Annotated in this window: 24 protein-coding genes and 1 pseudogene; 17 read left to right on the forward strand and 8 right to left on the reverse strand. The window is 70.4% G+C overall.

From position 1 onward, the window contains the following. Positions 1-290: 290 nt before the first annotated feature. A complete protein-coding gene (locus B9G38_RS02715) occupies positions 291-1,154 on the reverse strand; it encodes an inositol monophosphatase (protein WP_086219388.1) in 864 nt (287 codons plus the stop codon). A 117-nt stretch (positions 1,155-1,271) separates the two neighbouring features. On the opposite strand from B9G38_RS02715, the gene B9G38_RS02720 reads away from it, so the two are divergent. Beyond that, a complete protein-coding gene (locus B9G38_RS02720; protein WP_049930330.1) occupies positions 1,272-1,529 on the forward strand; it encodes a hypothetical protein in 258 nt (85 codons plus the stop codon). Between the two features lie 15 nt (positions 1,530-1,544). Here B9G38_RS02720 and B9G38_RS02725 read toward each other — a convergent pair whose 3' ends face one another. Together B9G38_RS02725 and B9G38_RS18485 are read right to left on the reverse strand one after the other, a co-directional pair. Further along, a complete protein-coding gene (locus B9G38_RS02725) occupies positions 1,545-2,195 on the reverse strand; it encodes a hypothetical protein (protein WP_086216942.1) in 651 nt (216 codons plus the stop codon). 21 nt (positions 2,196-2,216) lie between these two features. Next, the gene (locus B9G38_RS18485; protein ID WP_233127151.1) at positions 2,217-2,969 is read right to left on the reverse strand and encodes a hypothetical protein; all 753 of its coding nucleotides are present in this window, start codon (positions 2,967-2,969) and stop codon (positions 2,217-2,219) included. A 468-nt stretch (positions 2,970-3,437) separates the two neighbouring features. Here B9G38_RS18485 and B9G38_RS02740 point away from each other — a divergent pair, with 468 nt between their 5' ends. Then, positions 3,438-4,016 (forward strand): helix-turn-helix transcriptional regulator, encoded by a 579-nt coding sequence (locus B9G38_RS02740; RefSeq protein ID WP_086219389.1) that lies wholly within the window; start codon positions 3,438-3,440, stop codon positions 4,014-4,016. 2 nt (positions 4,017-4,018) lie between these two features. Further along, on the forward strand, positions 4,019-4,879 hold the full coding sequence (locus B9G38_RS02745) for a hypothetical protein (protein WP_086219390.1): 861 nt from the start codon (positions 4,019-4,021) through the stop codon (positions 4,877-4,879). Between the two features lie 6 nt (positions 4,880-4,885). Here B9G38_RS02745 and B9G38_RS02750 read toward each other — a convergent pair whose 3' ends face one another. The 3 genes from B9G38_RS02750 to priS form a co-directional block, all read right to left on the reverse strand. Next, positions 4,886-6,136 carry an MBL fold metallo-hydrolase gene (locus tag B9G38_RS02750; RefSeq protein ID WP_086219391.1) on the reverse strand — a complete coding sequence of 417 codons (1,251 nt, stop codon included), beginning with the start codon at positions 6,134-6,136 and terminating at the stop codon, positions 4,886-4,888. A gap of 105 nt (positions 6,137-6,241) precedes the next feature. Then, positions 6,242-7,372, reverse strand: coding sequence for a hypothetical protein (locus tag B9G38_RS02755; RefSeq protein ID WP_086219392.1), 1,131 nt, complete (start codon positions 7,370-7,372; stop codon positions 6,242-6,244). A 10-nt stretch (positions 7,373-7,382) separates the two neighbouring features. Next, on the reverse strand, positions 7,383-8,546 hold the full coding sequence (gene priS / locus B9G38_RS02760) for a DNA primase small subunit PriS (protein WP_086219393.1): 1,164 nt from the start codon (positions 8,544-8,546) through the stop codon (positions 7,383-7,385). A 570-nt stretch (positions 8,547-9,116) separates the two neighbouring features. Between priS and B9G38_RS02765 the strand changes: the two genes are divergently transcribed. From B9G38_RS02765 to B9G38_RS02795, 8 genes are all read left to right on the forward strand, one after another. Next, entirely contained in the window at positions 9,117-9,341 is a 225-nt protein-coding gene (locus B9G38_RS02765; protein WP_086219394.1) for a hypothetical protein, read from the forward strand. A gap of 117 nt (positions 9,342-9,458) precedes the next feature. After that, positions 9,459-9,605 carry a hypothetical protein gene (locus tag B9G38_RS18150; protein ID WP_198945648.1) on the forward strand — a complete coding sequence of 49 codons (147 nt, stop codon included), beginning with the start codon at positions 9,459-9,461 and terminating at the stop codon, positions 9,603-9,605. Positions 9,606-10,090: 485 nt separating this feature from the next. After that, positions 10,091-10,366: a PadR family transcriptional regulator gene (locus B9G38_RS02770; protein ID WP_004597247.1), complete on the forward strand. Its 276-nt coding sequence runs from the start codon at positions 10,091-10,093 to the stop codon at positions 10,364-10,366. Positions 10,367-10,497: 131 nt separating this feature from the next. Beyond that, positions 10,498-11,817 carry a Glu-tRNA(Gln) amidotransferase subunit GatD gene (gene gatD / locus B9G38_RS02775; protein ID WP_049930348.1) on the forward strand — a complete coding sequence of 440 codons (1,320 nt, stop codon included), beginning with the start codon at positions 10,498-10,500 and terminating at the stop codon, positions 11,815-11,817. After that, positions 11,814-12,869: a GNAT family N-acetyltransferase gene (locus tag B9G38_RS02780; protein WP_049930349.1), complete on the forward strand. Its 1,056-nt coding sequence runs from the start codon at positions 11,814-11,816 to the stop codon at positions 12,867-12,869. Before gatD ends, B9G38_RS02780 begins: the two co-directional genes overlap by 4 nt. Further along, positions 12,866-13,078 (forward strand): hypothetical protein, encoded by a 213-nt coding sequence (locus B9G38_RS02785; RefSeq protein ID WP_086219395.1) that lies wholly within the window; start codon positions 12,866-12,868, stop codon positions 13,076-13,078. Before B9G38_RS02780 ends, B9G38_RS02785 begins: the two co-directional genes overlap by 4 nt. Before the next feature lie 82 nt (positions 13,079-13,160). Continuing rightward, a complete protein-coding gene (locus tag B9G38_RS02790; RefSeq protein ID WP_086219396.1) occupies positions 13,161-14,438 on the forward strand; it encodes a DUF6498-containing protein in 1,278 nt (425 codons plus the stop codon). Positions 14,439-14,500: 62 nt separating this feature from the next. After that, a complete protein-coding gene (locus B9G38_RS02795; protein ID WP_086219397.1) occupies positions 14,501-15,592 on the forward strand; it encodes an A24 family peptidase in 1,092 nt (363 codons plus the stop codon). A 360-nt stretch (positions 15,593-15,952) separates the two neighbouring features. Here the strand turns inward: B9G38_RS02795 and dnaG are convergent, their stop codons facing one another. Then, positions 15,953-17,599, reverse strand: a complete 1,647-nt coding sequence (gene dnaG, locus B9G38_RS02800) for a DNA primase DnaG (RefSeq protein ID WP_086219398.1) — start codon at positions 17,597-17,599, stop codon at positions 15,953-15,955. 177 nt (positions 17,600-17,776) lie between these two features. Between dnaG and B9G38_RS02805 the strand changes: the two are divergent. Then, a pseudogene (locus B9G38_RS02805) lies at positions 17,777-18,016 on the forward strand (DUF3311 domain-containing protein); the annotation flags it as partial. An 89-nt stretch (positions 18,017-18,105) separates the two neighbouring features. Then, on the forward strand, positions 18,106-19,590 hold the full coding sequence (locus B9G38_RS02810) for a sodium:solute symporter (RefSeq protein ID WP_086219399.1): 1,485 nt from the start codon (positions 18,106-18,108) through the stop codon (positions 19,588-19,590). 42 nt (positions 19,591-19,632) lie between these two features. Here the strand turns inward: B9G38_RS02810 and B9G38_RS02815 are convergent, their stop codons facing one another. After that, positions 19,633-20,067 carry a DUF1810 domain-containing protein gene (locus B9G38_RS02815; RefSeq protein ID WP_086219400.1) on the reverse strand — a complete coding sequence of 145 codons (435 nt, stop codon included), beginning with the start codon at positions 20,065-20,067 and terminating at the stop codon, positions 19,633-19,635. Positions 20,068-20,176: 109 nt separating this feature from the next. On the opposite strand from B9G38_RS02815, the gene B9G38_RS02820 reads away from it, so the two are divergent. The 4 genes from B9G38_RS02820 (at position 20,177) to B9G38_RS02835 (ending at position 25,074) form a co-directional block, all read left to right on the forward strand. After that, on the forward strand, positions 20,177-21,049 hold the full coding sequence (locus tag B9G38_RS02820) for a YqcI/YcgG family protein (protein WP_086219401.1): 873 nt from the start codon (positions 20,177-20,179) through the stop codon (positions 21,047-21,049). After that, entirely contained in the window at positions 21,042-21,593 is a 552-nt protein-coding gene (locus tag B9G38_RS02825) for a cysteine hydrolase family protein (protein WP_086219402.1), read from the forward strand. The genes B9G38_RS02820 and B9G38_RS02825 overlap by 8 nt, the downstream gene beginning before the upstream one ends. Positions 21,594-21,819: 226 nt before the next feature. Next, positions 21,820-23,214 carry a HEAT repeat domain-containing protein gene (locus tag B9G38_RS02830; RefSeq protein WP_086219403.1) on the forward strand — a complete coding sequence of 465 codons (1,395 nt, stop codon included), beginning with the start codon at positions 21,820-21,822 and terminating at the stop codon, positions 23,212-23,214. A gap of 90 nt (positions 23,215-23,304) precedes the next feature. Further along, the gene (locus B9G38_RS02835; protein WP_086219404.1) at positions 23,305-25,074 is read left to right on the forward strand and encodes a phospholipase D-like domain-containing protein; all 1,770 of its coding nucleotides are present in this window, start codon (positions 23,305-23,307) and stop codon (positions 25,072-25,074) included. Positions 25,075-25,109: the final 35 nt, after the last annotated feature.

Genomic DNA, 25,109 nt, shown 5'->3' on the forward strand with positions numbered 1-25,109 from the left:
GTCGCGAGGACGACGCAGGCGACGTAAGCACCGCAGCGAGTGAGCGGAGCGAACGAGCGAGGAGCGCAACGAGCGCGCGTCGTCCTCGCGACTGGGGCTTCGGCGGTGTTCGCCGTCGATCCGCCACCAGTCATTTATAAACAAGCGACTGGGGCTTCGGCGGTGTTCGCCGTCGATCCGCTATCAACCAGTTATAAATGAACGGATACGGCGGCTATCCACCGATCGGCGACCTCGATTTATCACCTAACGACTCGGCACCGACCAGCAACGGCTACGGACTCCGCTTATCAGTCTGATTCGATCTCGTTCGCGGCCGCGAGCACCTCGTCGTGGAGTGCGCCGTTCGAGGCGACCAGCCCGGTCGAGTCGTGCCGCCAGCGGTTCCCGTCCAAGTCCGTCACGCGCCCGCCGGCCTGCCGGATCGCGAAGACGCCCGCCACCGTGTCCCACGGGTTCGCCGCGACGTTCGTGATCGTCCCCTCCAGCCCGCCGGCGGCGACGGTGGGCAGGACCACCTGCGCCGCGCCGAGCCGGCGCATATCGCCGAAACGGGTGACAATCGCCTCGCAGGCGCGGGCGTACTCGTCGCGGGCGTCGTATTCCCACCAGATCGTCGGGTCGACGGTCGCGTGCCGGGTCTCGGTCACGCCGCTCACCGCGATCGGCTCGCCGTTACGGTACGCGCCCTCGGCGTCGGCGATGTAGGTGTCGCCGAGCGCGGGCGCGACGATCGCCGCCGCCACCGGCTCGCCGTCGACGACGGCGGCGACCGCGGTGGCCCACACGCGGATGTCGCGGACGTAGTTGTGGGTTCCGTCGATGGGGTCGATCACCCACGCGGGGCCCGACTCGGGGACCGTCTTGCGCTCGTCCTCTTCCTCGCCGACGACCGCGTCGTCGGGGTACGACTCGCGGATCGACTCGATGACGGCGCGCTGGGTGGCGCGGTCCGCCTCGGTCACCACGTCGTCCTCGCCTTTCGTCTCCACCGCGATGTCGCTCCGGAAGCCCTCGTTCGCCACCGCGGCGCCCGCCTCCGCGGCACGCTTCGCGACCGCGGCGCGTTCGTCGACGTCGCCCGCGCGGGCCGCGGGAGCGGGGACTTCCTCGCGCCCGCCCGAATCGGCGCCGCGCTCGTCTGCGTCGGTCATGCGCCCAGTCGACGCCGCCGCGGAGTATAAACGTCGGTTCGACGCGGGGCGCGAGCCGAAATTAACTCAGTTCCGAATCCGAGTATATTTAAGTAGGTCGGAGTCGGACAATTGGATATGAAACCCGAGGAAGCGGTCCGTCAGCTCGAGTACACCATCGACGCCTCGCTCGACGAGATCGGTCAGCGCGCCGCCGCCGGCTACCGGCCCACCTTCGAGCGCGTCGCCGAGCGCGCCGACGGGGCCGCGGTGTACGACCTCGCGGGCGAACTCTCCGAAGAGGTCGTCGACGGCTCTTGCCCCTCCCCGGCGGAGGCGAACGCGGCCGCCGAGCGCGTCCTCGACGACTGGGCGTACACCGACGGCGGGGAATAGGGAAAACGCAGATCGCTAGACGGTCGTCGCAGAGAGGCTCAGACTCCCCGCGATTTCGTCTGCCGTCGCTCCGTCTAGCGCATTGACTATGAACGAGACCCCGATCGATTCGCCGGTGGCCAGCTGCGCGGTGAGCTGGCCTGTTATTGGGCTCGTCGCGAGCCCTTCCCGCGTCCCGCCACCGCCCTGCGAGGACTGTAGCTCGAAGGCGTACTTTGTTCCCTCGTCACTGTCGTCTCGCAGTTCGAAGTCGACCGTGAGAGCGAGGTCGTTGGCCGACTGATTCACGACGGCGAACGCGGACTCAAGGGATTCCTGCCCGCCGCTCATGTCCGACGGGTCGTCGGCCGCGACCACGGAGAACGTGTCGCCCGTGATGTCGGTCACACCGTTGTCGGACACGAAGGCCCCGAACTGATATACCGAGCCGACGTTCACTCCGGGGTCGTCATCACCGAGCGATATCGTTAGCTCGCCCCCGGTGTTCATCCGAACGCCCGCGACCGCGTCGTTCGCGACCAGTCCGACCAGCCCGTCGCTGTCGTCGACGACGTTGATCTTCGCCTCCCGGGAGGCCTCCGCCGCGCTGAACGCGCCGGTGCCGGACGCCGCGGCTCCCGTCCCGACGAGCGCACCCAGTCCGACCACGACATCGCGTCGATTCATGATGATACTCCGAGAGCGGTGTTACGTCCCCGCGTCGGCGTTGGTGAAGTCGTCGTGGCTTCCGGCGCGGACGGTGAGGGTACCGCCGAGATCGGTGCCGCTGGCGGCACCGCCCACGTCGACGAGAATCGTGACGAAAAACTCTTTCCCCGACCCGATCGACGCCGAGTACTGCTGGTCGTCGTCGAAAATGATGCTGGCCGATTTGGCGTTTTCGTTTGCGACACTCCCGACGACGAGGCCCTCCTCCTGTTCGGAACTATCGCCTCCTTCGGGGTAGTAGGCAACCAGGAAGAGGCGCGTACCGTCCGGGAACGACTCGTCGTTCGCGTTGTAGGTAACCTCGATGTCTTTCGGACTGTCCGTCTGGTTCATCACCTTGAACGCGTACTCCTCCGAGATCAGCGTGGTCGTGTCGATAGCGACCTGTCCGACCGGTGGGTCCACGGTCGGATCGCCCGGAACTAGATCGATATTGCTGGAGTCGAACTGACCCAGTCCGCCGACTTGGTAGGTGGAGTTCGGGTTGACACCCTCACCGCCGCCGGTCGAGCTGAGGTCGATCATCAGCTCGTTCTCGCCGCTTCCTCCGGTGTTGGTGACGTACTCGGATCCTCCGGACTGGAGCCCGATGAGACCGTTGCTGTCGTTGACCACACCGATGTTCGCCTCTCGTCCATCGAGTTCCGCAGCGGTGAACGCGCCTGTCCCCATCGCAGCCGCGCTTCCTGAAGCCAGTGCACCCAGTCCAACAATGAACTTGCGTCGTTCCATATCGTATCTCACCTGTGTTCACACACCCCCGCGACCCGGACATCCGGGCCGGAAGTGCTTGGGTATCACATACAGGGAGGGATACTTCGTTATGATATTCTCGACATGTTCGCGTGCCGATCTCGATACGCGACGTGGGTGACACGATACGCGATGTGGACGGCTCAATACGAGACAATTGCCGCTCATGAGCCGTATCGATCCGACCCTGAAGCCGGCGTGGAGACGCTGCGATCCGCCGTTCGAACCCGCTTCGATCCGCAACAACCCCTTGGAACCCGGTAATCGGTCCGTTCTCAGACCCGTTTGCTCCGCGAAAGGCGACGAGCCGAGGCTGTTCCTATCCCATTACTAACATAACAAGTTAACTATCCAACCTATTTATGCCGGGCCGACGCGCACGCTACAGGTGAATATCGCCGGTTCGCGGGAGGGACCGACCGGCGCCAAATTAGGGTGCTCACACCGATGCTCTCTACAACTCCGACACGCGAGACGGGTCAGAACGGAGGTGAACTGTCCGAAGACGAGGTCTTCGAAATCCTGTCGAACAGACGACGCCGATTCGTCATTCACGCGCTCAAGCGGGCGGAAGGCCCGATCGAGGTCTCCGAACTCTCCACGCACGTCACCGCGTGGGAACACGATATCGACCCGACGGACGTCAAGTACGAGGACCGCCGAAACGTGTACAGCACCCTTCAGCGCACGCACCTGCCGAAGTTAGAGGAGGTGAACGTGGTGACGGTCGACGACGAGGCCAACCTCGTCGAGCCGACACCCGAGCTGGAGAGCCTCGACATCTACGTCGAAGTCCTCCGAAGCAGGGAGATCCCGTGGAGCCTCTACTACGTCGGGCTCGCGGCCCTCGCCGCCTCGCTCCTCCTCGCCGTCGTCACGGGGACACCGGGATTCGCCGGGCTGGAGGCGCTCGACGTGGGGGTGTTCACTGCCACCGTCTTCGGGATCTCCTCGGTGGCCCACCACGTCATCGGCCGCAGGACGCGCTTGGGGAACACCGAGAAACCCCCTGAACTCCGCCGCTGAGAATGAACGTCGCTACGTCGCCGTCGACCCGCGTACGGCCGCTCCGCGCGCTGAGCATCGCGCTCGCGTTCGCGGCGGCGACCGGGCTGATATTCGGCACCGCCGGGTTCACCGCGATGGAGGCCGACCGCGGGCTCGCGGTCAACGTCACCGACGACGAGCGCGCGTACCTCGGCTACGCGCCGCTCGCCGACGAAGTCCGCGACGGAGAGCTGACGGCAGTCGTCGAGTACCGCAACCGGTTCGGGAGCGGCCTCGACGACATCGACGTCGACGTATCGATCGCGCCGTCCGGATCGCCACGTGCGACGATCGAGTCAGTCGACTCCCCCTCGTCGCTCGACGAGGGCGCCGCCGCCGCGGTCGACGTCACCCTGCGCTGCCCGGTGCGGGAGCGAGTCCCGCTCGTCTTCGAGGTCGACGGGAACGGCGGCGGGGTGAGCGTCTCGCTCAGCCGCGTCCACACCGTCACCTGCGTCCCGACGAGCCCGATGGTGACCGGCGTCCGGTACGCGGGCGTCGGGAACGCCTTCGTCGAGGCGGGCGGGGAACGCGCGACCGTCGAGGCGACCGTTTGGCTCACCGACTCCGTCCCGGGTGCGAACGGTTCCGAGGGGAGTCTCCGGTCCGAAACTGTCGCGAGCCTGAATCCGTCGAGTCCAGTGCGGCCGCAGCTATCGACTAACGCGTCGAACGAGCGGATCGTCGGCGTCGCGTTCCCCGAGCAGGGGGTCGCGTACTTCCACCCGGGGTGGAACGGAGCGAACCACGTCGCTCCGAGAGAGGGCCCCGGCGTCAGACGAACGGGGGTTCCGCTCGACGCCGAAACCGTCCGGAACACGTCCGTCGTCGAGGACGAGTGACCCCGTTCACAGCTCGATTCGCTCGCCGACCTCGGGCGCGCTCGCGTCGACCCCGTCCGCGCGCAGGTCCGCGGCGAACGCCTCGCAGCGGTCGCCGTGGTTCACCAGCACGCGCGCGTCCCGGTACGCGTCGAGGAACGACTCCAGCCCCTCGCGGTCGGCGTGCGCGGAGAAGTCGTACGACGCCACCCGCGCGCTCACGGGCCTGACCTGCCCGTTCAGCTCCAACTGCCCGCGCTCCTGTAGCTCGCGGCCGGGCGTCCCCTCCACCTGATACCCCGTGAGCGTCACGAGGTTCGTCGGGCTCGTCCTGATCTCCGGGAGGTACGTCTGGACCGGGCCGCCCGCGAGCATCCCGGAGGTGGTGACGATCAGCGCGCTCTCGGCGGCGACCCGCTTCCGCTGGCCGTCGCGGCCCGTGACGACGCGCGCCTGCCCGACCGCCTCCCCGAACGCGTCGGCGTCACGGAGGAACGACGGGTACCGCCGGAGCGTTTCCGTCACCCCGACGCCCATCCCGTCCACGTACGGCGTGAGGTCGTTCGCGGCCGCGACGAGGAGCATCTCCTGCGTCCGGCCGATGGCGAACGCGGGCGCGACGACGGTGCCGCCCTCCCAGAGGGTCCGCTCGACGCGCTCGGCCCACGCCGACTCCACCGCGGCGCGGTCCTCGTGCGTCACGTCCGCGTAGGTGGACTCACAGATCACCGCGTCGGCGTCGGGGCGCGCCGTCGTCCCCGCGACCAGCCGCTGGTCGTCGGTGTGGAAGTCGCCGGTGTACAGCAGCTGAGTGTCTCCGTCGTCGACGAGGACGTGCGCCGAGCCCGGAATGTGCCCGGCCGAGAACAGCGTCACCTCGTAGCCGCCGCCGTCGATCCCGCCCGCGACCGGGAAGGGGTCGCCGTAGCCGTGTCGCATCTCCACTTCGCCCAACCGCGCGACGTGCTCGGCGCCGAACGGGCACAGCGGGCTGTTCCCGTGGAGCTTCAGCGTGTCCTCGGCGAGCGTCCGCGCGAGCTCCCCGGTCGGCGGCGTCCAGTGGATCGGCGGGCGGCGGTCGCCCTTCAGCAGCGCGGGGACCGCGCCGACGTGGTCGAGGTGTCCGTGCGAGACGACGACCGCGTCGGGCTCGGGATCGCGAACCGGGTACTGCGGCGGCTCCGCGGTCATCAGTCCGTAGTCCACGAGCAGCGCGTCGTCGACGAGGAGGGCGCTCCGCCCCACCTCGCGGGCGCCGCCGAGGAACTCGATCTCCATCGAGGGACCGTAGCGGCCGCTGGCGTTAGTGTCCGTCGGTCGGTCGAGCGGCGCTGTCGACCGCAGTGAGTCACTCACTCGGGCGACCGACCTCGCCGACCGCGGTCAGTCGATCCGCTCGGCGGCGTCGCGCTGGACGAGCGGATCGACGTTCTCGACGGGCAGTGAGACCACGTCCTCGCTCGCGAGCTCGTACTCCCGCTCGTCGACGCCGAAGATCGCTCCCACGTCGCGGGTGATCCGCACCGTGGCTCGCTCGGTGGGCCGGTCAGGCTTCGAACCGGCACCCGGCTCCGCAGCCGCGTCCGATCCGCCCCCTGCCGGCGACTCGGGGATCGCTCCCCCGTCCGTCGTCGCGCCGGGGTCGGCCCCCTCGTCCGTGTCTCCCGCGGGGCGATCGCCCGGGACCGTGCCGCTGTCGCCGATCGCGCTGTCGCCGATCGTGTCGTCGGCGTCGGCCGCGTCGTCGGCCCCGACCGCTCCCGGAGGCGCCGGTTCGGGGGGCACCGGCGTCGGACCCTCGCCGCCGTCGGACGCGGACTCGGGGTCGGGCGCCGGGCGGTCCTCGTTCGGCTCCGGCTCGGCGTCGGCGGAGGAGTCTCCCCCGTCGCCGCCCATCGCGCCGGCGAGGGCGCCGGCGTCGCCCGACGCCGTAGCGGCGTCCGACGGCTCGGGTTCCGGGTCGGCGGGAGCCGCGTCCGCGTCCGACGGCTCGGGGCCACCGTCGGGTGAGTCGGTGTCTGCCCGACTCGGGTCCGGCGTCCTCGCTTCGGGGGCCGAGGACCCCTCCTCGGTCCCGAGCGGCCGGTCGTCGCCGTCCGCGGTCGCGGACTCGTCCGGGACCGGCGACTCGCCCGCGAGCACATCGAGCACCGCTGACTTGTTCGCGCTGATGCGCTCGACGAGGTCGTCGAACAGCCGCCGCTCCTCGGCCGTCATTCCCTCCTCGTCGACGGACATGTCGGCCGCGGCGAAGGAGGCGAGCTTGACGACTTTCCCGACCCGGCGCTCGTAGAGCGCCTCGGCGACCTCCTCCGCGGTCTCCACCTCGTCGGAGAGCCGTCGGACGTCGTCGTCGGAGAACGGGTTCTCGACCTGCTCGGCGCGGCGGTCGCGCGCGGCGCGCAGGTCCGCGACGTACGCGCCCACGTCGTCGTAAAACGAGTCCCGCAGGTGCTGGAGGCTGTCCTTCCGGCGCTCCTTCGCCTGCGCGGATCGGAGTTCGTCGAGGTTCATTTGTCGTCGGTCATCGTTCGGGAGCTTTCCGCGCCTCGCCGCGGGCCATCAGGAAGGCTCCCGCGAACTCGGGCACGGTGTTTCTACCGGATTCAACTCTGACGCGCTCGCCGTTTAATTCTACCGTCCGATCCGCGTCCGTCTCGATCCGGATCTCGCGGCCGACGAACCGGTCCGGGACCGCGTCCCGGAGCGGGTCGAAGTCGGCAAGCTCGTCGCGGTCGAGCGGCGTGACGACGAGCGCGGAGCCGCCGTGGAGCGTCCCCGGGAGCCGGATGAGCCGCCGGGTATCGGTCGTCACCGGCTCGTCGATCGGCGCGGCGTCGGTCGCGGCGACGCGCGCGGCGAGCGCGGAGACGAGCCGGCGGACGCCCGGCCCGCCGGCCTCCACGTTGCCCTCGCGCACGGCGGTCGGGTTCCGGTCAAACGCGCCGCGGATCGTCTCCGCGCGCCCCTCGCCGATCCCGTCGAGTTCTATGAGGCGCTCGCGCGCGGCCTCGTCGCCCATCTCGCGGAGGTCGTCGGCGTACTCGACCAGCGCGTCGTGAACGCGCGCGCCCCACCCGCCCTCGGTGCGGAGGACGCGCTTCGTTGTCCCCCGGTCGGAGACCGTCCGGATCAGTCCGTCGCTGTCGAGGTCGATGGCGCGCACGTAGTCGACGATCTCGCGGCGCGCCTCGCTGTCCAACTCCCGTACGCTCTCGTCCCGGACGTGGACGTGGTAGCCCCGCCCGCCGGAGAAGACGACCGTCACGTCTTCGAACGCGAAGTCGTCGTCGATGAAGTCCAGCAGCCGCACGAGCGCGTCCTTACACGCCGCCAGCATCTCCGGGTAGGAGGTGGTCTCGGGGTCGACGCCGGGGAGGTGGTCGGCGTCCAGGTCGAAGACGAGGTCGGCGTTCCGCCACCCCTTCTGCCCCATCGTCGTCGCTCCGGGGTCGTCGTAGCGCGCGGCCGAGAAGTAGGCGTGCCGGGGCGCGTTGTCGGCGAAGAAGGTGTCCACGTCGCCGAGGTCGAACAGCGACTGGTGACGGACCATCGTCGTCCCCGATCCGGGGGTCCACGGGATGTGCCCCCACTCGCGGAGGTTCGCGTCGGGGGGGAGCGACAGCGACACCGACCGGTAGTAGTCGCCGAACCGCCCCCGGAGGTACTCGCGAGTCCGGTCGTCCATTCGTCTCCTCTCGTACCCGCGGTCGACGTATCAACGTTACCGTTCGCCGGTGTCCGCGACAGTACTCATCGAAAAGACGCGGCGGCGCGTGGCGACGAGCGCTCGAAGAGCGCGAGCCGCGAGGCTGGGGAGGCGTGGGGCGCTGCGCGGTACGGGCGCGGCCCCGCGGCTGGGAATTTGCGGTGTCCTCTGTCGAACTACGATCGATATGTGTAACTCAGCTTTGAACGTTGTCTTGTTGACACTATTGGGCCAGAAATCGGAGGAAAAGACGTTCTACGAGGAGTGTACGGTATCGGTGGAACAGGAGAGTGATTCACAGAGGATAATGAAGGCAGCGTTCACGGCGTTTGAACCTCCAGTGGAGAGCGGAGCGTCTGCGGCTGAACTCTCTTTTCCATGCTCATACCGTCTCAGCCGCCATTTTCGCTCGATTAAGTGTTAGATACTCAACGTTCAAAGCTGAGTGTGTAACCAAGCGGCCGTGATTTGGCCTCAGGCCTCTCCTCGTCACTGACCGTCGACAGCATTTACTCCGGCACCGTCGTCGGCCGAACACGGCTGGTCCCCATGCTCGACGAGACACTCGACCTGCTCATCGACGAGGTCGCAAAGCTGGTCCCCGATGTCGTGTGGGGCGCGATATTTCTGGTGACCGGTCTCCTGACGGCGATGCTCGGCGTGGCGACGCTTCTCGGCGTGGCGACGGTCGGGTGGTCACCGCGGTTCGGCGGGGTACTGACCGCCGTCGGCGCACTCCTCGTGGTCGGCGTGGTCGTCTGGTGGTATCGATGACCCTCCGGATCCGGTGAGCCCTCAGTCAGTCGCGAGAGTCTCGGCGACGGCGCCCCGTCAACCGCTCGACACCCTTCCGGCCACAACACTATCCGGGACCGCTCCGTACCGAGTGGTATGCGTTCGGAAGAGGAGATCAGAGAGCAGTACGAGTTCCTGCGCGAGCAGTTGGACGACGAAGAGATGAACCACCGCGGCGTCGAGGAGATGTTCGCGCACTACAAGCGCGCGCTCGGCTGGGTGTTAGAAGAAGAACACATGTGAGCGGCGTACAACACGTTTATTACGCTCTACCTGCTATCGTCAGGTGACGCTTCGTCTGGAGGGCCGAAGCGTCAGCGGGGACCAATCGGCAGGCTCGACGCGGCTTTTTTCCGCGTCGGGCGTGCCTTCTTCGAGCGCTACTCCGACAGCGTCCGGCATATCTTGCTTCGATAGCGCCTCGCACGCCCTGATCCGATAGCGCCTCGCCTCCGTCTCGTCGCGCCCGATCGGAGCCGCTCGGTTTCTCTCCGATCGGCGCCCTGCTCCGACAGCCAGTCATTCCTGTGAGCCGCGGGCTCCGGGCACGTATCAGGTAACCGTAACGACTTCCCATCGCCGAATACTCGCTCTATTTCGGATGACAGTTACGGAGTTGACAGAACGAACCCGTCGGTTACGGAGGCGTAGGTGCCGCCGGCTGGTCGTATGAGGACAGATGTAACGGTATATTTATTTATTTTCGGATAATATGTCTAAGCAGTCGTATGTATGACCTCACAGGTTTTCAGCGAGACCTGCTCTACGTGATCGCGGGGCTCGACGAGCCGCACGGGCTGGCCATCAAGGAGGAACTCGAAGAGTACTACGAAAAGGAGATCCACCACGGCCGCCTCTACCCGAACCTCGACACGCTCGTCGAGAAGGGGCTCGTCGAGAAGGGCCAGCGCGACCGCCGCACCAACTACTACACGCTGACCCGCCGCGGCCGCCGCGAGATCGAGGCCCGGACCGACTGGGAAGCCGAGTACATCGAGCACTGACCCGGCCGCCCGCCGCTCCCGCACTCGGTCGATAGCCGTCGGCCTCTCTTCTTCCTCGCCGTCTTTGCGACGCTCCCGTCGCGCCGCCTCGAACGGTTGGATTCAAGTCCGCCCCGGCGGAAGCGGAGCGTATGCAACCGGGAGATCGCGTCCGCGTCGAGCGCGGGGGCGTCACCAACGAGGGCGTACTGCTCCCCTCCACGACGCGCGACCACCTCGTCGTCAAGCTGGACGGCGGCTACAACGTCGGCATCGACCGCGAGGCGGCGGATGTCGAGGTGCTGGACTCCGCCGCCCGCGAGGTCGACCCTGCAGCCGAGACCGACGACGAGGCTGACGCCACCTCCGAGATCACCTTCGACGAGGACCTCCCTACCGTCTCGCTCATCTCCACCGGCGGGACGATCGCCTCCACCGTCGACTACCGGACCGGCGCCGTCACCGCGCAGTTCGACGCCGAGGACGTCCTCCGCGCCGTCCCAGAACTCGCCGGGCGCGCGAACTACCGCGGGCGCGTCGTCGCGAACATCCTCTCGGAGAACATGGAGCCGTCCATCTGGCGCGACCTCGCCGACGCGGTCGCCGAGGAGATCGAGGCCGGCGCCGACGGCGTCGTCGTGATGCACGGTACCGACACGATGCAGTACTCCGCGTCCGCGCTATCCTTTATGCTCGACTCGCCCGTCCCGGTCGTGTTCACGGGGAGCCAGCGCTCCGCGGACCGCCCCTCGTCGGACAACGTGATGAACGCGGTGTGCGCCGTCGAGGCCGCGAAGGCCGAGCATAGCGAGACCCTCGTCTGTATGCACGCCGACCCCTCCGACGACGCCTGCGCGCTCCACCGCGGCACGCGCGTCCGCAAGAATCACACCTCGCGCCGGGACGCCTTCGAGACGGTCGGCGCCGCGCCCCTCGGGCTGATCGACTACGAGCGCGCCGCGGAGGCGGGCGCCGACGGTGACGCGGCCGACGCTGCGATCGAGTGGAACCGCGAGCCGCGCTCGCGGGGCGGAACCGACGGGAGCGACGCGGCCGACGGCGACGCGATCGCGCTTGAGCCCTACCTCGACGGCGACGTGGAGCTGGTGAAGTTCACGCCCGGAATGGACCCGGCCGCGTGGGCGTACCTCGACGACAAGGACGGCGTCGTGATCGAGGGCACCGGGCTCGGCCACGTCCACACCGACCTCATCCCGCGGATCGAGGAGCTGGTCGAGGGCGGGACTGTCGTCGCGATGACGAGCCAGTGCCTCGAAGGTCGGGTCTGCGACCGCGTGTACGACACCGGCCGCGACCTGCTGGACGCCGGCGTCGTCGAGGCGGGCGACACCCTCCCCGGAACCGCGAAGGTGAAGCTGATGTGGGCGCTCGCGAACCGCGCGGACCCCGCCGACGCGATGACGCGTGACCTCGCGGGCGAGCTGACAGAGGAGTCGCGGCCCTGGCGATGAGCGAGGCAGCCGACGAGGCTGACGCAGCGCCGACCGTCGTCGTCCGCGAGGCGCGCCCGGCCGACGCCGACGCGGTCGCGGCGTTCACCCGCGACACGTGGGGCGAGCGCCACGAGGACTACATCCCTCGCGTGTTCCCGGAGTGGGCCGCGTCCGACGACCCGGACCGCGGCACCTTCGTGGCGACGCTCCCCCCGGACGCCGCCGACGTGGGCGACCTCGACGGCAGAGACGCGGGCGACACGCACGTCACGGGCGACGGCGACGGCGCCGCCGACGCGGGCGACCCCGAGGCGGTCGTCGGCTGTATCCAGGGCGCGCTCCTCAGCGAGTGGGAGGCGTGGGGACAGGGGATCCGCGTCGACCCCGCCGCGCGCGGCCACGGCGTCGGGACCGCCCTCTCGGAGGCGGTGCTCGACTGGGCGCGCGGACGCGGCGCGACCGTCTGCCGCAACATGGTGTTCTCGTGGAACGTCATGGGACTCGGCCAGTCGCGCGCGGTCGGCTTCGACCCCGCGACGGAGTTCCGGTTCGCGGAGCCGGCGCCCGACCCGGACGCAATCGACCGCGACGCCGCCGGTCTCGACCGTCTCCCCGACCCCGACCCGAACGCGGCGTGGGCGTTCTGGAGCGACAGCGCCGCCCGTGACCGCCTGCGCGGCCTCGCGCTCGACCCGGACGAGTCGTGGGCCTGCTCCCGGCTCACCCGCGACGAGCTCGCGACAGCGGCCGCCGAGGACCGACTGCTCGCGGTCGCCGACGCCGACGCGCTCGCCGGCTTCGCCGTCCGGACCCGCGTGACGGAGCGCGAGGTCGACGGCGAGCCCACGCGGACCGCGGTCTACGGCGTCGCCGCGTGGCGCGACGTCGACGCGGCGGGCGCGCTGTACGACGCGATCGCCGCCGACGCCGCGGCGGCGGACGCCGACCGCGCTCGCGTGCTGATCCCCGAGACGGTCGAGCACGTCAGCGACACCGGCGCGAACCGCGTGCCGGTCGCGGCGGAACCGGACTTCGTCATGTGCGCCGACCTCACCGGTGGAGACGGATGACGCTCTTCGGTCTCGCTCTCCCGTGGTCGCTGCCGCTCACGCTCGTGATCTACGGCGTCGTCGTCGCCGCCTCGGTGTGGATCTACCGCGACGCGAGGGCGCGCGGGAGCCGCTACGCGGTCGTTTGGGCCGCCTCGACGCTCCTCTTCACGATCGTTCCGGTGCTGGCGTACCTCTATCTCCACCGCGACGCCGGTCCGGCGCGCTAAATTGGTCGCGCCCGGCACCGGTCCGAGCCCTCGCCGCCGAACCCCCGGCCGCTTATGTACGCCGACCCGGAACGACCGACGGATGCCCTCCTCTCGCCCGCCCGACGGGTTGCGCGCGCTGGCCCGCGGCCGTCGTCCCCGAGTCCTCTCGGTCGCGCTCGCGAACCTGCTCCCGCTCGTCGGCGTGGTCTCGCTCGGCTGGAACGCGGCCGCGCTGATGACGCTGTACTGGTTCGAACTCGGGATCGCCTCCGGGTGGGCGCTCGTCCGCGCGCTGTTCGCCGGACGCCCGTCCGAGATAGAACGCGACGGGCTGCTCATCGGCCCGCTCGCACAGCGACGGGTCGCCCTGTCGATCCCGTGGACCGGCGTTCAGGTCCGGCTCTCGTCGCTGCTCGTTCTCCCCGTCGCCGCGCCGATCCTCGCGGTCGTCTGGCTGGTCGTCGGCACGCTCACGGTCGGCGTCGTCGTCGAGGAAGGAACCGTCTCGACCGTGGTCGACACGGTCGCGCTCGTGACGCTCGCCCTCTTCATCGGCGAGGGGGTCACGACGCTCGTCGAGTACTTCGGTCGCGGCGAGCACCGGGATCACAGCGCGCAGACCGCGATCCAAGGCGTGTTCGCTCAGGGCGCGGCGATCTTCTTCGGCGCGCTGTTCACCGTCACGATCGTCGGCGCGGGAACGCTGGAGGAGGACACGCCGATCTCCGCGATCGATCCGGACGCGATCGGGATTCCCCTCCTGCTCGGCATCGTCGCGGTGAAGTTCGCTTTCGACCTCGCGAGCCTGTACGGCGACCGACTGGCCGCGTTCGACGAGTCGTCGTCGCTCGATCTGGGGCTCTCCTACGACCCGCCCGCGGCCGAGCCGGTCGACGGATCGCTCGCGAAGCCGACCGAGACGGTCCGCCAGCCCCGCCGCGCTCGTCTCGCCGGGGCGCTGACGACGCCGCTCGGTCACCCGGGGCTCTGGTACGTCGGCGGGGGCCTCGCGCTCCTCGGCCTCCTGTTCGCGTTCGGCGGCGACTGGGGGACCGTCGCCCTCCTCCTCGCGGCCGCGCTTGCGGTCCCGCTCGCGCTCGCCGCGCTCGACCACGAACTCCGGCACGGGCTCGTCGAGTACCGCGCCGGCGACGGCGCGCTCGTCGCGCGCGACCGCCTGTCCGGCGCGACGATGTGGCGCGTCGAGCCGTGGGACGAGACGGATCTGCGGGTGGAGCGCCGGCGGCTCGACCGGCGGCTCGGGACCGAGACCGTCGTGATCGAACTGCGCGACGACGAGTACCGGATCCCGGGCCTCGACGACCCGGAGCCTGTCCTCGACGTGTTCGATCGGCGGCCGGACCGGCCGGACGGTTGACGGCTATCGATATCGATACGCGAACCCGAACGCCTAATTGGTCCCGTCTCGCCCGTGGAGACATGGTTGCGACGCTGCCGGACCTCCTCCGACTCGTCGTCGTCCCCGTGTTCGCGTGGGCGGCGATCCGGGACGTCCGGACCCGGCGCCTCCCGAACAGGCTGTGGCCGCCGCTGTACCTGTTCGGCGCGCTGCTTCTGGTCTGGGAGATTGTGACGATCTGGCCTCTCGGGGGGTTCGTGGAGATGCGATTCCTGGTGCGAGTCGCGATCAGTCTGCTTTTCATCGCGCCGCTGGGCTACGCGTTCTGGTACCTCGGGGCGTTCGGCGGCGCCGACGCCAAGGCGATGATCGCGCTCGCGGTGCTCTTCCCGACGTTCCCGGCGTACGACCTCGCCGGGGTCACGCTCCCGCTCGTCGACACTCAGCTCGGCGTGTTCTCGCTGACGATCCTCACGAACACCGTCCTCCTCGGGCTCGCGTACCCGGTCGGCCTCGCCGTCTTCAACCTCGTCCGCGGCGAGGCCTCGCGGCTCATGTTCTTCGCGCGACCGGTCGCGACCGACTCGCTGCCCGACCGGCACGGGCGGCTGTTCGAGGACCCCGACGGGCCGACCCGGAACGGCCTCGACCTCGACGCGCTCCGGATGTATCTCCGGTGGCGCGGCCGCACGCTCGCCGACGTGCGGGCCGACCCCGACGACCTCCGCGACCCCGCCTCGGTCGGCGAGACGTTCGCCCCGACCGACGGCGGGACCCACGTCGGTCCGCGGACCGACGGGGGGCGCGCAGTTGACGACGCGCCCACCGACGGAGGACGGGCAGTTGACGACGCGCCCACCGACGGAGGACGGGCAGTTGACGACGCGGCCCCGGACGGCGGGCATGCGGCCGACGCGGAGACCGACAGCGACGCCGACCGCGAGTCCGACGACCCGTGGGCGGCAGAGCGGTTCCTAGACGAGATCGATCACGGCGCGTACGGCACGGACGCCGCGACGCTCCGCGACGGGCTCGCCGTCGTCGCCCGCGAGGACCGCGTGCTGGTCTCGCCCGGAATGCCGTTCGTCGTCCCGATGGCCGTCGGGCTCGTCGTCTCCCTGACGTTCGGCGACGCGCTGTTCGCGGCGCTCGGCGCGCTCGGGCTGGTGTGAGCCGACACTGACGACGCCATTTATAAACAGATGAGCGGTGCGGCGGCGCGTGCCGACGAGCGGCCGCAGGCCGCGAGTCGCGCGCGCGAGGGAGTCGCTGGCCCCGGAGCGAAGCGGAGGGCGCCAGCGACGAGGCCGGGGAGGCGTGAGGTGCGGTTGCCGTGCGGTCGGGTGAGACTCAAAGGGGCAGTCGCGATTCCCGCTCGCTTCGCTCGCGGGAATCGCGGCTGGGGCTTTGGAGGCGTTCGCCGCCGATCGCCAATCGCTCTTTTATCGGCGAGCAGCTGCGACTTTAGCGGTTTTTACCGCCGATCGGCGATCGACGATCCGTAAGCGATCAACGACGACCTCCCCGTCTCGCTAGCTCCCAGCGCGGAGGGCGGCCGCCGTCAGTACCCGCGTTCCGACCGGGCGCTTCACGAACTCCCCGAGGTCGCGGCCGACGAGGTCGCCGACCCCGCGCTGGGCCGCCACGTCGAGCAGCCGCTGGTCGACGGTGCCGTCGACAACGACGGCTCGCGGCGCGGGCTCGGCCCCCTCCACCGCGTCGAACGCGTCTCCCGCGTCGACCTCATCGACGACGCCGAACTCGTCGCCGAGGAGCCGGGCGCGGCCGGTCTCGCCGTCGACGACCTCGTCGACGTGCGCCGCGATCGACCGCGGTTCGTCGTGCTCGCCGGTCGCGCCGTCCGAAGGTTCCTCGTCCGCGGTCGCGCCGTCAGAAGGTTCCTCGTCCGCGGTCGCGTCGTCCGAAGGTTCCTCGTCCGCGGTCGCGTTGTCGCTAGCCATCTCGTCCGCGGTCGCGTCGCCTCCGGACACCTCGTCGGTCTCTCCGGCGGCGTCGTCCGCGACGGTGTCGGTACCGCCGGCTTCTTCGGGAGTTGACGCCGAATCCGCCGGTTCTACTTCGCCACCGGAGGCGGACGCGCCGCTCGTTCCGGCGACTTCGGCGTCGGCGTCCGTCACGTCGCGCGATTCGGTCGTCGACCCGGCAGTCGGCGGCTCGGTCGATTCGGGCGACGGGTCGACCGCGTCGCCGCCCGCGGAACCGCTCGGCACCGCGCCGCCGTCGCCGACGCGCGCGGCCGACTCGGGACCGTCGTCGTCGGGTGCCACGTCGTCGGTAGTCGTCCCGTCGCTGACGGACGCCCCGTCGCCGTCCTCGGGATCCTCGTCGCCGGCGGCCGCTCGGAGATCGCCGGCGTCCGCGAGGCTCGCGTACGGGACCTTCCCGCGGAGCGCCTCGAAGACGGCGTCGCGGTCGAGGTCCTCGACGGACTCGCCGGGCGGCGCGAACGCGACGTAGTCCACGTCGCCCACCTGCGCGAGTTCGCGGAGGATGAGCTCCCCGCCGCGGTCGCCGTCGAGGAACGCGGTGACGGTCCGGTCGGCGGTCAGCTCGGCGACCGCCTCGGGGACGTTCGTCCCCTCGACCGCGACGGCGTTCTTGATCCCGCAGTCGAGCAGCGTGAGCACGTCGGCGCGGCCCTCGACGACGATGACGGCGTCTGAGTCGCCGACGCGCGGCCCGGCCGGGAGCCCCTCGTAGTCGACGATGCCCTCGACGCGGGCGGCGTCGCGCACCTCGTCTAACACGTCGCTGCTCGCGAGGCTCGTCTCCTCGAAGCCGCCCGCGATCAGCTCCTTTGCGCGCTCGACGACCTCGCGGCGCTTGGCCGCCCGTACGTCCTCGATGCTCGTCACCTCGACGGAGGCGTGACAGGGGCCGATGCGATCGATCGTCTCCAGCGCGGCGGCCAGGATCGCGGTCTCGACCTTGTCCAGGCTCGACGCGACGGTGACCTCGCCGAACGACTGGCCGTTCTCGGACTCGACGGAGACGTCGATCCGACCCACGCGCGAGGACTCCTGGAGGTCCCGGAGGTCCAGCTCGTCGCCGAGCAGCCCCTCCGTCTGGCCGAACACCGCCCCGACGACGTCGCTCCGCTCGACGACGCCGTCGGCCGCGATGGTGGCGTGTATCAGGTATTTCTCTGTGTCTTTCATGAGTGGTGAATGGTGATAGCGGGCGGTAGCGCCCGTCCGTGTATCGTTGCGCTCCTCGCGGAAAATAGCTATCGCCACGTCCCTCCGGCAACAGTTATCGAAGAAAATTTCTCTCCGATATGTGTGTTCGAACTTATTCGATAGCTCTTTGTGTTTATAGTCGTAGTTTCATTGTACATGACGCGCTTACGGAGCGATCTCGTTTGGATACCGACGTTCGCGATACTCGTTGCGTTCGCGGTCCCGTGGCCGCTGTGGGGCGTCGACCGCGTCGTCGCGGGGCTGCCGGTATGGATCTGGTGGCACGTGGCGTGGCTCGGGCTGTGCGCGGCCCTGTTCGCGCTGTTCGTCCGGCGCGGCGCGTGGGAGCGCGGGATGGGCAGGCGGGCGGGGACCGACGCCGTGGCCGCAGATTCCGCGGCCGCCGACACCGTGGCCACAGATTCCGCCGCCGTGGACGGCGCGACGAGCCGCGACCCGTCGGAGCCGACCGGGGGTAACCGCCGGTGACGCTCGGCCTTTCGCTCGGCGTCGTCGTCGGCTACCTCGTCGTCGCGCTCGCGCTCGGCCTCGTCGCGTACCGCGTCTCGGAGACGACCGCCGAGGACTACTACCTCGCGAACCGGTCGATCGGCACGCTCGTGCTGCTCTTCACGACCTTCGCCACCCTGCTGTCGGCGTTCACGTTCTTCGGCGGGCCGCACCTCGCCTACCGCGCCGGCCCAGAGTGGCTGATCGTTATGGGGACCTTAGACGGCGTCCTGTTCGCGGTGCTGTGGTACGTCATCGGCTACAAGCAGTGGCTGATCGGCGCTCGTAACGGCTACGTGACGCTCGGCGAGATGCTCGGCGACCGCTTCGGCTCGACCGGGCTGCGCGCGCTGATCGCCGGCGTCAGCCTCCTGTGGCTGTTCCCGTACGTCATGCTCCAGCAGATGGGCGCCGGGGAGGCGCTCGTCGGCCTCACCGACGGCGTCGTCCCGTACTGGGGCGGCGCGGCGCTCATCACCGGGTTCATGATCCTCTACGTCGCCGTTGCCGGACTCCGCGGCGTGGCGTGGACCGACACGCTCCAGGGGCTGTTCATGCTCTCCGTCGTCTGGGTCGCCGCGGCGTGGGTCGTCTCGGCGCTCGGCGGCGTCGGCGCCGCGACCGAGGGGATGCTGGCGGCCCGGCCCGAGTTCGGGGGCTTCGGCGGCGGCGCGTACACGCCGGAGTTCATCGTCTCCACGGCGATCACCATCGCGTTCGGAGTGACGATGTTCCCGCAGATCAACCAGCGCTTCTTCGTCGCGAAGTCGGCCGCGACGCTGAAGCGGTCGTTCGCGCTGTGGCCCGTCCTCGTCCTGCTGCTGTTCCTCCCCGCGTTCATGCTCGGCGCGTGGGCGGCCGGGACGCCGGTCGAGGTGCCAACGGATGCGAACGTGCTCCCGGTCGTGCTCGGCGAGTACACCCCCGCGTGGTTCGCCGCGCTCGTCGTCGCGGGCGCGATGGCGGCGATGATGTCCTCGTCGGACTCGATGCTGCTCTCGGGGTCGTCGTACTTCACCCGCGACCTGTACCGACCGCTCGTCGACGCCGACGCCTCCGAGCGACGCGAGGCGTGGATCGCGCGGATCGGCGTGGCGGCGTTCGCGACGCTCGCGTTCGCCGCGAGCCTGTTCCGCCCGGGGACGCTGATCGAGGTCGGCGACACGGCGTTCTCCGGGTTCGCGCTGCTCGCGCTCCCCGTGATCTGCGCGCTCTACTGGCCGCGGACGACCCGCACGGGGATGATCGCCGGCGTCGCGGTCCCCCAGGCGGCGTACCTGCTCGTCGTGCTGTCCGCCGTCGTCGGTGCCGTCCCGACCCTGCCGAAGACGGTCCTCGGCGGCTGGGACGTTGCGCTCGGGCTGATGGCGCTGTCCGGCGCGCTCACCGTGGGGGTCTCGCTGCTCACGGCGCCGACCGAGGAGGGCGACGCCTCGCGGTTCGCGGTGGCCGGGGACTGACTCGGCCGATCCCCGTCAGTCGGGATTCGACCGCCGTCGGTCTCACTCGTTCCGCAGGAACCGGAGCGTCTTCGGATCGGGCCCGTCGTAGTACCGGTCGAGCGCGGTCCCGAACGGACCGTCCCCGTCCGCGACCGCGTCGAACAGCGTCATCGACGACCGGAACTTCAGGTCGTCCGGCGACCCGAACACCTCGTGGGCCGACCGCCCCTCCAGCCCGTTGACGATCGCCGTACACTCCCGCAGCCGCGGCCCCAGCGTCGGGTGCGCGAGGTACGCGGTCGCCTCCTCGCGGGAACCGATCGCGTAGCGCTGTGACCTCCGACTGGTCCCCAACCCCTCGACCTGCGGGAACACGAACCACATCCAGTGGCTCCGCTTCCGTCCCGCGCGCAGTTCCCGCTTGGCCGACTCGATCACGCCGGCCTGCGCCTCGACGAACCGTCGGAGGTCGTGGGAGTCGTTCGGGTCGGCCATCTCCTCGGGGACGTTCTCGTCGCTTGTTTATAAGAGTGGCCGGCAGTGCCCGTTCCCGCCGCGTCGAACCCGGCGAAAGCCAAAAGACCGCTTCGCCCCGACAACGCGTATGAACGAGCCCGGCATCGAGGGCGTGCTGTTGGACCAAGAGACGCTCCACGATCGGCTCGACGACGCGTCGCCGTGGTTTCAGGAGCACTACCGGACCTTCCGGGAGTCGATGCTCGGCGAGCGCGACGGGTCCCCGTTCCCCTGCTACTTCGGGATCGAGGTCGAGCGCGAGGGCGACATGCTGTACGCCGCCTGCGAGTCGACCACGGACCCGGCCGCGCTGTTGCGGCTGCGCGATGTCCTCTCAGAGTACCTCGACACGTACCCGGACCACGCCGACCGCGCGCCGCTCGCGGTGTTCTTCAGGCCGCCCGACGACGACCGCGGCGAGGCGCACTACCACGAGCGGCTCTGGCACGTCCTGGAGTTCCTCCACGTCCACGACCCGGAGCCGTGGCCGGACGACATCCCGGTCGACCCCGACACCCCGCGGTGGGAGTTCTGCTTCGGCGGCGAGGCGCTGTTCCCGACCTCGCGCGCCCCCTTCTACGACGACCGGAAGAGCCGCTACTCGCCGGTCGGCTTAGAGATCACCTTCCAACCCCGGAGCGTCTTCGAGGGGATCACCGCCGACACCGAGGCGGGCGAGCGCGCCCGCGAGACGATCCGAGGCCGGATGGAGGAGTACGACGGGGTCTGTCCCCACGCCGCCCTCGGCGACTGGGGCGCCGAGGGCGACCGCGAGTGGAAGCAGTACCTGTTCCGCGAGGACGACGACGCGAGCCCGGACGCCTGTCCGCTCGACCCGACGCGCGAACACCCCAAGGCGTCCGAGTCGCTGCTCGAACCCGGCGCGTGGCGGGCGTTCGACGCGGCCGACACCGGGAGCGAATCCGACGCGCCCGTCAGTTCCGGACTCGGCGATGACTGACGACGCGGTCCTCCTCCTCGTCGACTTCCAAGTCGGGTTCGACGAGCCGGGGTGGGGCGAGCGCAACAACCCCGACGCCGAGGCGGTCGCGGCCGCGCTCCTCGACCGCTGGCGCGAGACGGACCGGCCGGTCGCGCACGTCCGCCACGCCTCGACGGAACCCGACTCGCCGCTGCGTCCGGACGCCCCCGGCTTCGCGTGGAAGCCGGAAACGGCGCCCGCCGGGGGCGAGCCGACCTTCGAGAAGTCGGTCAACGGCGCGTTCCTCGACTCCGGGCTCGACGAGTGGCTCCGCGAGGCCGGGCACAAGTCGCTCGTCGTCTGCGGACTCACCACCGACCACTGCGTCTCGACGACGACGCGCGAGGCCGAGAACCGAGGCTACGACGTGCGCGTGGTCGCCGACGCGACCGCGACGCACGCCCGCGAAGCGCCCGACTGGGAGCGGATCGACCCGGAGACCTCCCACCGCGTCGCGCTCGCGCACCTGAACGGCGAGTTCGCGACAGTCGTCGAGAGCGACGACCTGCTCGCCGACCGCTGAGGAGAACCGCCCGTACGGCCCGTCGGTGACGGCGTCGCGGTCGACCTCGAACGTCGAGGAATTCGGTATTCCGACGGAGCCACCAAGCGCGGGGATCTACCGCGACCCGCACAGCAGAGAACGGAGGGACACCGCGCCGGTCGCGGCCGCTCCGTGCCCCGCACGCGGCCGCCCGGCGCCCGCGAAGGGAAACCTCTTAATGGACTACGCGCGGAGTTCGTGGTATATGAGCAACGGCGATGACGACCCGGCCGACGCCGCGGACGACGGCGAGCCGGCGGAGACGGCCGCTCCGACGCTCCCCGACGACGCGACCGAGGAGTCCCTCACCGAGTACCTCGACGAGATCGCCGACCGCCTCGAGGCCGCCGAGACAGAGGCCGACCTCGACGACGTCGAGGCGCTCTTAGCCGACGCGGAGACCGGTATCGAGGAGGCCGACCTCCCCGAGCCGGACGAGGACGATGAGGACGCGGACGACCCGCGCGGCGACCTCGAAGACCGCGTCGCGGAGCTTCGCGACGGCGTGGACGACGCCCGCGGCCCCTACGGGGAGGACGTCGTCGACGCGATCGAATCCGCCGCCGGGACGGTCGAAGACACGGAGTGGACCGACGACGGGCGCGAGGACGTCGCGGCCGCCGTCGAGTCGTTCGTCGACGCGGCCGCCGACGCGATCGACGACGCGCTCGGCGACGCCGATGAGGATCCCGAGGCGCTTCTCGCGGAAGGCGAGGCGGCCGACGCCGCGGCGCCGGCCCCCGTCGATCAGCTCGTCGCGGCGCTCGACGCGGTCGCCGGCGCGGTCACTGACGCCGACCTCGACGCGGATGACGACGCCGACGACATCGCCGCGCTGCTGGACGCGACCGACGAGCTGGAGGCCGGCCTCGACGACGCCGAGGAGTGGGACGACCTCGAAACCCACGAGCAGCTCCGTGCGCAGGGATACTACGACGTGCTCGGCCACTACAAGGACTTCCCCGTCGAGTGGGCGGCGCTGAAGGAACACGAGGCGCGGGGCAACGTCGACATGATCCTGCTCGCGCTCGACTCGCTCCAGTCCGAGTTCATGGAGCGCCACTGCCTGGAGGCGTTCGAGCGGATGGGCAAGCGCGGCAAGACCGAGGCGTCGGTCGAGGAGATCCTCGGCCGCGCCGAGAAGCGCGACCAGCCCGCGATCCGGATCCTCGGGACGATGGCGGCCGAAGAGGCGACCGACACCCTCGTCGAGTACGTCCCCGAGGACTCGAACCCGCAGCTCCAGAAGGTCGTGTTCAAGGCGCTCGGCGAAATCGGCGCGTCCGAGGCGGTCCAGCCGCTCGCGAACCAGCTCGACCCCGACGGCGACACCGACGAGCTCGTCCGCCCCCACGCCGCCCGCGCGCTCGGGCTGATCGGCGACACCCGCGCCGTCGACCCCCTCGCCGACGCGCTCGAGGCGCACCCGTCCGACGACGTCCGCGCGGCCGCCGGCTGGGCGCTCCGCCAGATCGGCACCCGCGAGGCGCTCGAAGCGGTCGCCGAGTACGCCGACGAACACTCCTTCGTCGTCTCGACCGAGGGCGAGAAGGCCCGGGACGCGCTCGACGACGAGGCGGAACCGGCGCCGACCGCCTGACGCGGCCCGCGTGATGCGGACCGACTGACCCGACCCGCTCCGCCCGCCGTTCGACCGACCCTTTTCACCGATACCGAGGGCACTCCCCTCGTGTCACCCGCTCCGTTCCGTGTCCCGATCTACTCGACCGCGAGCGTCGCCGCCGTCGTCGCGCTCGGACTGCTCGTCTCCGCGGCCGTCGTCCCGGTCGCCGTCGCTGGCGATGCCGGAACCGGCCCGGGAGTCGGCAGACTCGACCCCGGCGGCGCTGCCACCGCCCCGGCGAACGAGAGCCCCGAGAACCTGACGCTCGTGTCCACGACGCCGCGGATCGTCGAGCTGTTCCCGAACCCGACGACCGCGGAGAACCGCGGCGAGTACCTCGTCGTCCGGCTCCCCGAGCGCGGGAACTGGTCGCTCGCCGACGGACACCACGAGGCGGAGGTCCCGGCGAACGCCAGCGGCGTCGTCGCCCTCTCGATGGACCCCGCGAACGCGACGCCCCTGCTCGCCGACGAGACCGCGGTCGCCGGCAACGGCGGCACCGGGGACCCGACGCTCCGCGCGCTCGACGACCACTTCCCGCTCGCCGCGTCGGGCGACCGGATCGCGCTCCGCCGGAACGGGACGACGGTCGCCGCGGTCGACTACGACCGCGCGCCCGAGGGACACCGGTGGCGCGCCGACTGGGGGGAGTGGCGACCCCGCGGGTACGAACGCCGGTCGCCGCGTCGGACCGCGAACGCCGCCGTGACGCCGTTCGTTCTCCCCGACAGCCCCGGCCTGCCGGTCGAGCCGCTCCGCGACGCCGAGGACCGCCTGTTCGTCGCCGGCTACACGCTGACCTCGGAGCGGGTCGCCGACGCGCTCGTCGCCGCCGCGGACCGCGGCGTCCGCGTCCGCGTGCTGCTGGAGGGGTCGCCGGTCGGCGGTTTCCCGGCGCGGAGCGCGGAGCTGATCGACCGGTTGACGGCCGCCGGCGTCGAGGTCCGGATCCTCGACGGCGAGGTCGAGCGGTTCCGGTTCCACCACCCGAAGTACGCGGTCGCCGACGACCGCGCGGTCGTCCTCACGGAGAACTGGAAGCGGTCCGGCACGGGCGGGCGGAGCAACCGCGGCTGGGGCGTCGTCGTCGGAAGCGACGACACCGTGGACGCGGGCGGTCCCGGGACCGAGCGCGACGCGCTCGTCGCGGAGGACCTCGCCGCGCTGTTCGCCGCGGACTTCCGGGCGCGGGACGCGCGCTCGTGGCGCGCCTTCCGCGCCGACACCGAGTTCCACGGCGGCGGGCGCGTGAACGGCTCGTACCCGACGCGGTTCGACGCGCCCGCGAAGCCCGCGACGGCGAACGTGACCGTCCTGACCGCGCCGGGGAACGCCGCCGACCGGATCGTCGCGCGGATCGACGCCGCGGACGAGCGGGTGCTCGCGGTCGTGCCGCGGGTCGGCGGTCCCGACGATCGGATCGTCCGCGCGCTCCGACGCGCGGCCGACCGCGGGGTCGACGTCCACCTGCTGCTCTCGGACGCGTGGTACGACCGGGAGGCGAACCGGAACCTCTCCGAGTCGCTCAGGGACGAGCCGATCGCCGTCGACCTCGCCGAGCCGCGCGGCCGGTTCGAGAAGGTCCACGCGAAGGGGCTGGTCGTCGACGACACGGCGCTCGTCGGCAGCCTCAACTGGAATCCGAGCGCGGAGACGAACAACCGCGAGGTGGTGCTCGCGGTCGAGAACGAGTCGGTCGCCGACTTCTACGCTCGCGCGTACGCGGCCGACTGGCGGGGCGGCGGAATCCAGCTTCCGATCGCCTTCGTCGCCGGGTTCGGCGTCGCGCTCGCGGGAGCCGGCGCCGTCGCTCGACGGGAGCTCGCGTTCGGCTGAGAAACGAGGTCGGTGCGAACGGCCGCGGCGCCCGG

Source organism: Halorubrum sp. SD612 (assembly GCF_002135005.1).

What these genes read in the sequence shown, in the direction of transcription:
- B9G38_RS02820 (WP_086219401.1), top strand. Translation starts at nt 20,177, where the DNA reads ATGAACGAGCCCGGCATCGAGGGCGTGCTGTTGGACCAAGAGACGCTC.
- B9G38_RS02720 (WP_049930330.1), top strand. Translation starts at nt 1,272, where the DNA reads ATGAAACCCGAGGAAGCGGTCCGTCAGCTCGAGTACACCATCGACGCC.
- B9G38_RS02780 (WP_049930349.1), top strand. Translation starts at nt 11,814, where the DNA reads ATGAGCGAGGCAGCCGACGAGGCTGACGCAGCGCCGACCGTCGTCGTC.
- priS (WP_086219393.1), bottom strand. Translation starts at nt 8,546, where the DNA reads ATGGACGACCGGACTCGCGAGTACCTCCGGGGGCGGTTCGGCGACTAC.
- gatD (WP_049930348.1), top strand. Translation starts at nt 10,498, where the DNA reads ATGCAACCGGGAGATCGCGTCCGCGTCGAGCGCGGGGGCGTCACCAAC.
- B9G38_RS02790 (WP_086219396.1), top strand. Translation starts at nt 13,161, where the DNA reads ATGCCCTCCTCTCGCCCGCCCGACGGGTTGCGCGCGCTGGCCCGCGGC.
- B9G38_RS02755 (WP_086219392.1), bottom strand. Translation starts at nt 7,372, where the DNA reads ATGAACCTCGACGAACTCCGATCCGCGCAGGCGAAGGAGCGCCGGAAG.
- B9G38_RS02740 (WP_086219389.1), top strand. Translation starts at nt 3,438, where the DNA reads ATGCTCTCTACAACTCCGACACGCGAGACGGGTCAGAACGGAGGTGAA.
- B9G38_RS02725 (WP_086216942.1), bottom strand. Translation starts at nt 2,195, where the DNA reads ATGAATCGACGCGATGTCGTGGTCGGACTGGGTGCGCTCGTCGGGACG.
- B9G38_RS02785 (WP_086219395.1), top strand. Translation starts at nt 12,866, where the DNA reads ATGACGCTCTTCGGTCTCGCTCTCCCGTGGTCGCTGCCGCTCACGCTC.
- B9G38_RS18150 (WP_198945648.1), top strand. Translation starts at nt 9,459, where the DNA reads ATGCGTTCGGAAGAGGAGATCAGAGAGCAGTACGAGTTCCTGCGCGAG.
- B9G38_RS18485 (WP_233127151.1), bottom strand. Translation starts at nt 2,969, where the DNA reads ATGGAACGACGCAAGTTCATTGTTGGACTGGGTGCACTGGCTTCAGGA.
- B9G38_RS02825 (WP_086219402.1), top strand. Translation starts at nt 21,042, where the DNA reads ATGACTGACGACGCGGTCCTCCTCCTCGTCGACTTCCAAGTCGGGTTC.
- B9G38_RS02765 (WP_086219394.1), top strand. Translation starts at nt 9,117, where the DNA reads ATGCTCGACGAGACACTCGACCTGCTCATCGACGAGGTCGCAAAGCTG.
- B9G38_RS02745 (WP_086219390.1), top strand. Translation starts at nt 4,019, where the DNA reads ATGAACGTCGCTACGTCGCCGTCGACCCGCGTACGGCCGCTCCGCGCG.
- B9G38_RS02795 (WP_086219397.1), top strand. Translation starts at nt 14,501, where the DNA reads ATGGTTGCGACGCTGCCGGACCTCCTCCGACTCGTCGTCGTCCCCGTG.
- B9G38_RS02830 (WP_086219403.1), top strand. Translation starts at nt 21,820, where the DNA reads ATGAGCAACGGCGATGACGACCCGGCCGACGCCGCGGACGACGGCGAG.
- dnaG (WP_086219398.1), bottom strand. Translation starts at nt 17,599, where the DNA reads ATGAAAGACACAGAGAAATACCTGATACACGCCACCATCGCGGCCGAC.
- B9G38_RS02815 (WP_086219400.1), bottom strand. Translation starts at nt 20,067, where the DNA reads ATGGCCGACCCGAACGACTCCCACGACCTCCGACGGTTCGTCGAGGCG.
- B9G38_RS02715 (WP_086219388.1), bottom strand. Translation starts at nt 1,154, where the DNA reads ATGACCGACGCAGACGAGCGCGGCGCCGATTCGGGCGGGCGCGAGGAA.
- B9G38_RS02750 (WP_086219391.1), bottom strand. Translation starts at nt 6,136, where the DNA reads ATGGAGATCGAGTTCCTCGGCGGCGCCCGCGAGGTGGGGCGGAGCGCC.
- B9G38_RS02770 (WP_004597247.1), top strand. Translation starts at nt 10,091, where the DNA reads ATGTATGACCTCACAGGTTTTCAGCGAGACCTGCTCTACGTGATCGCG.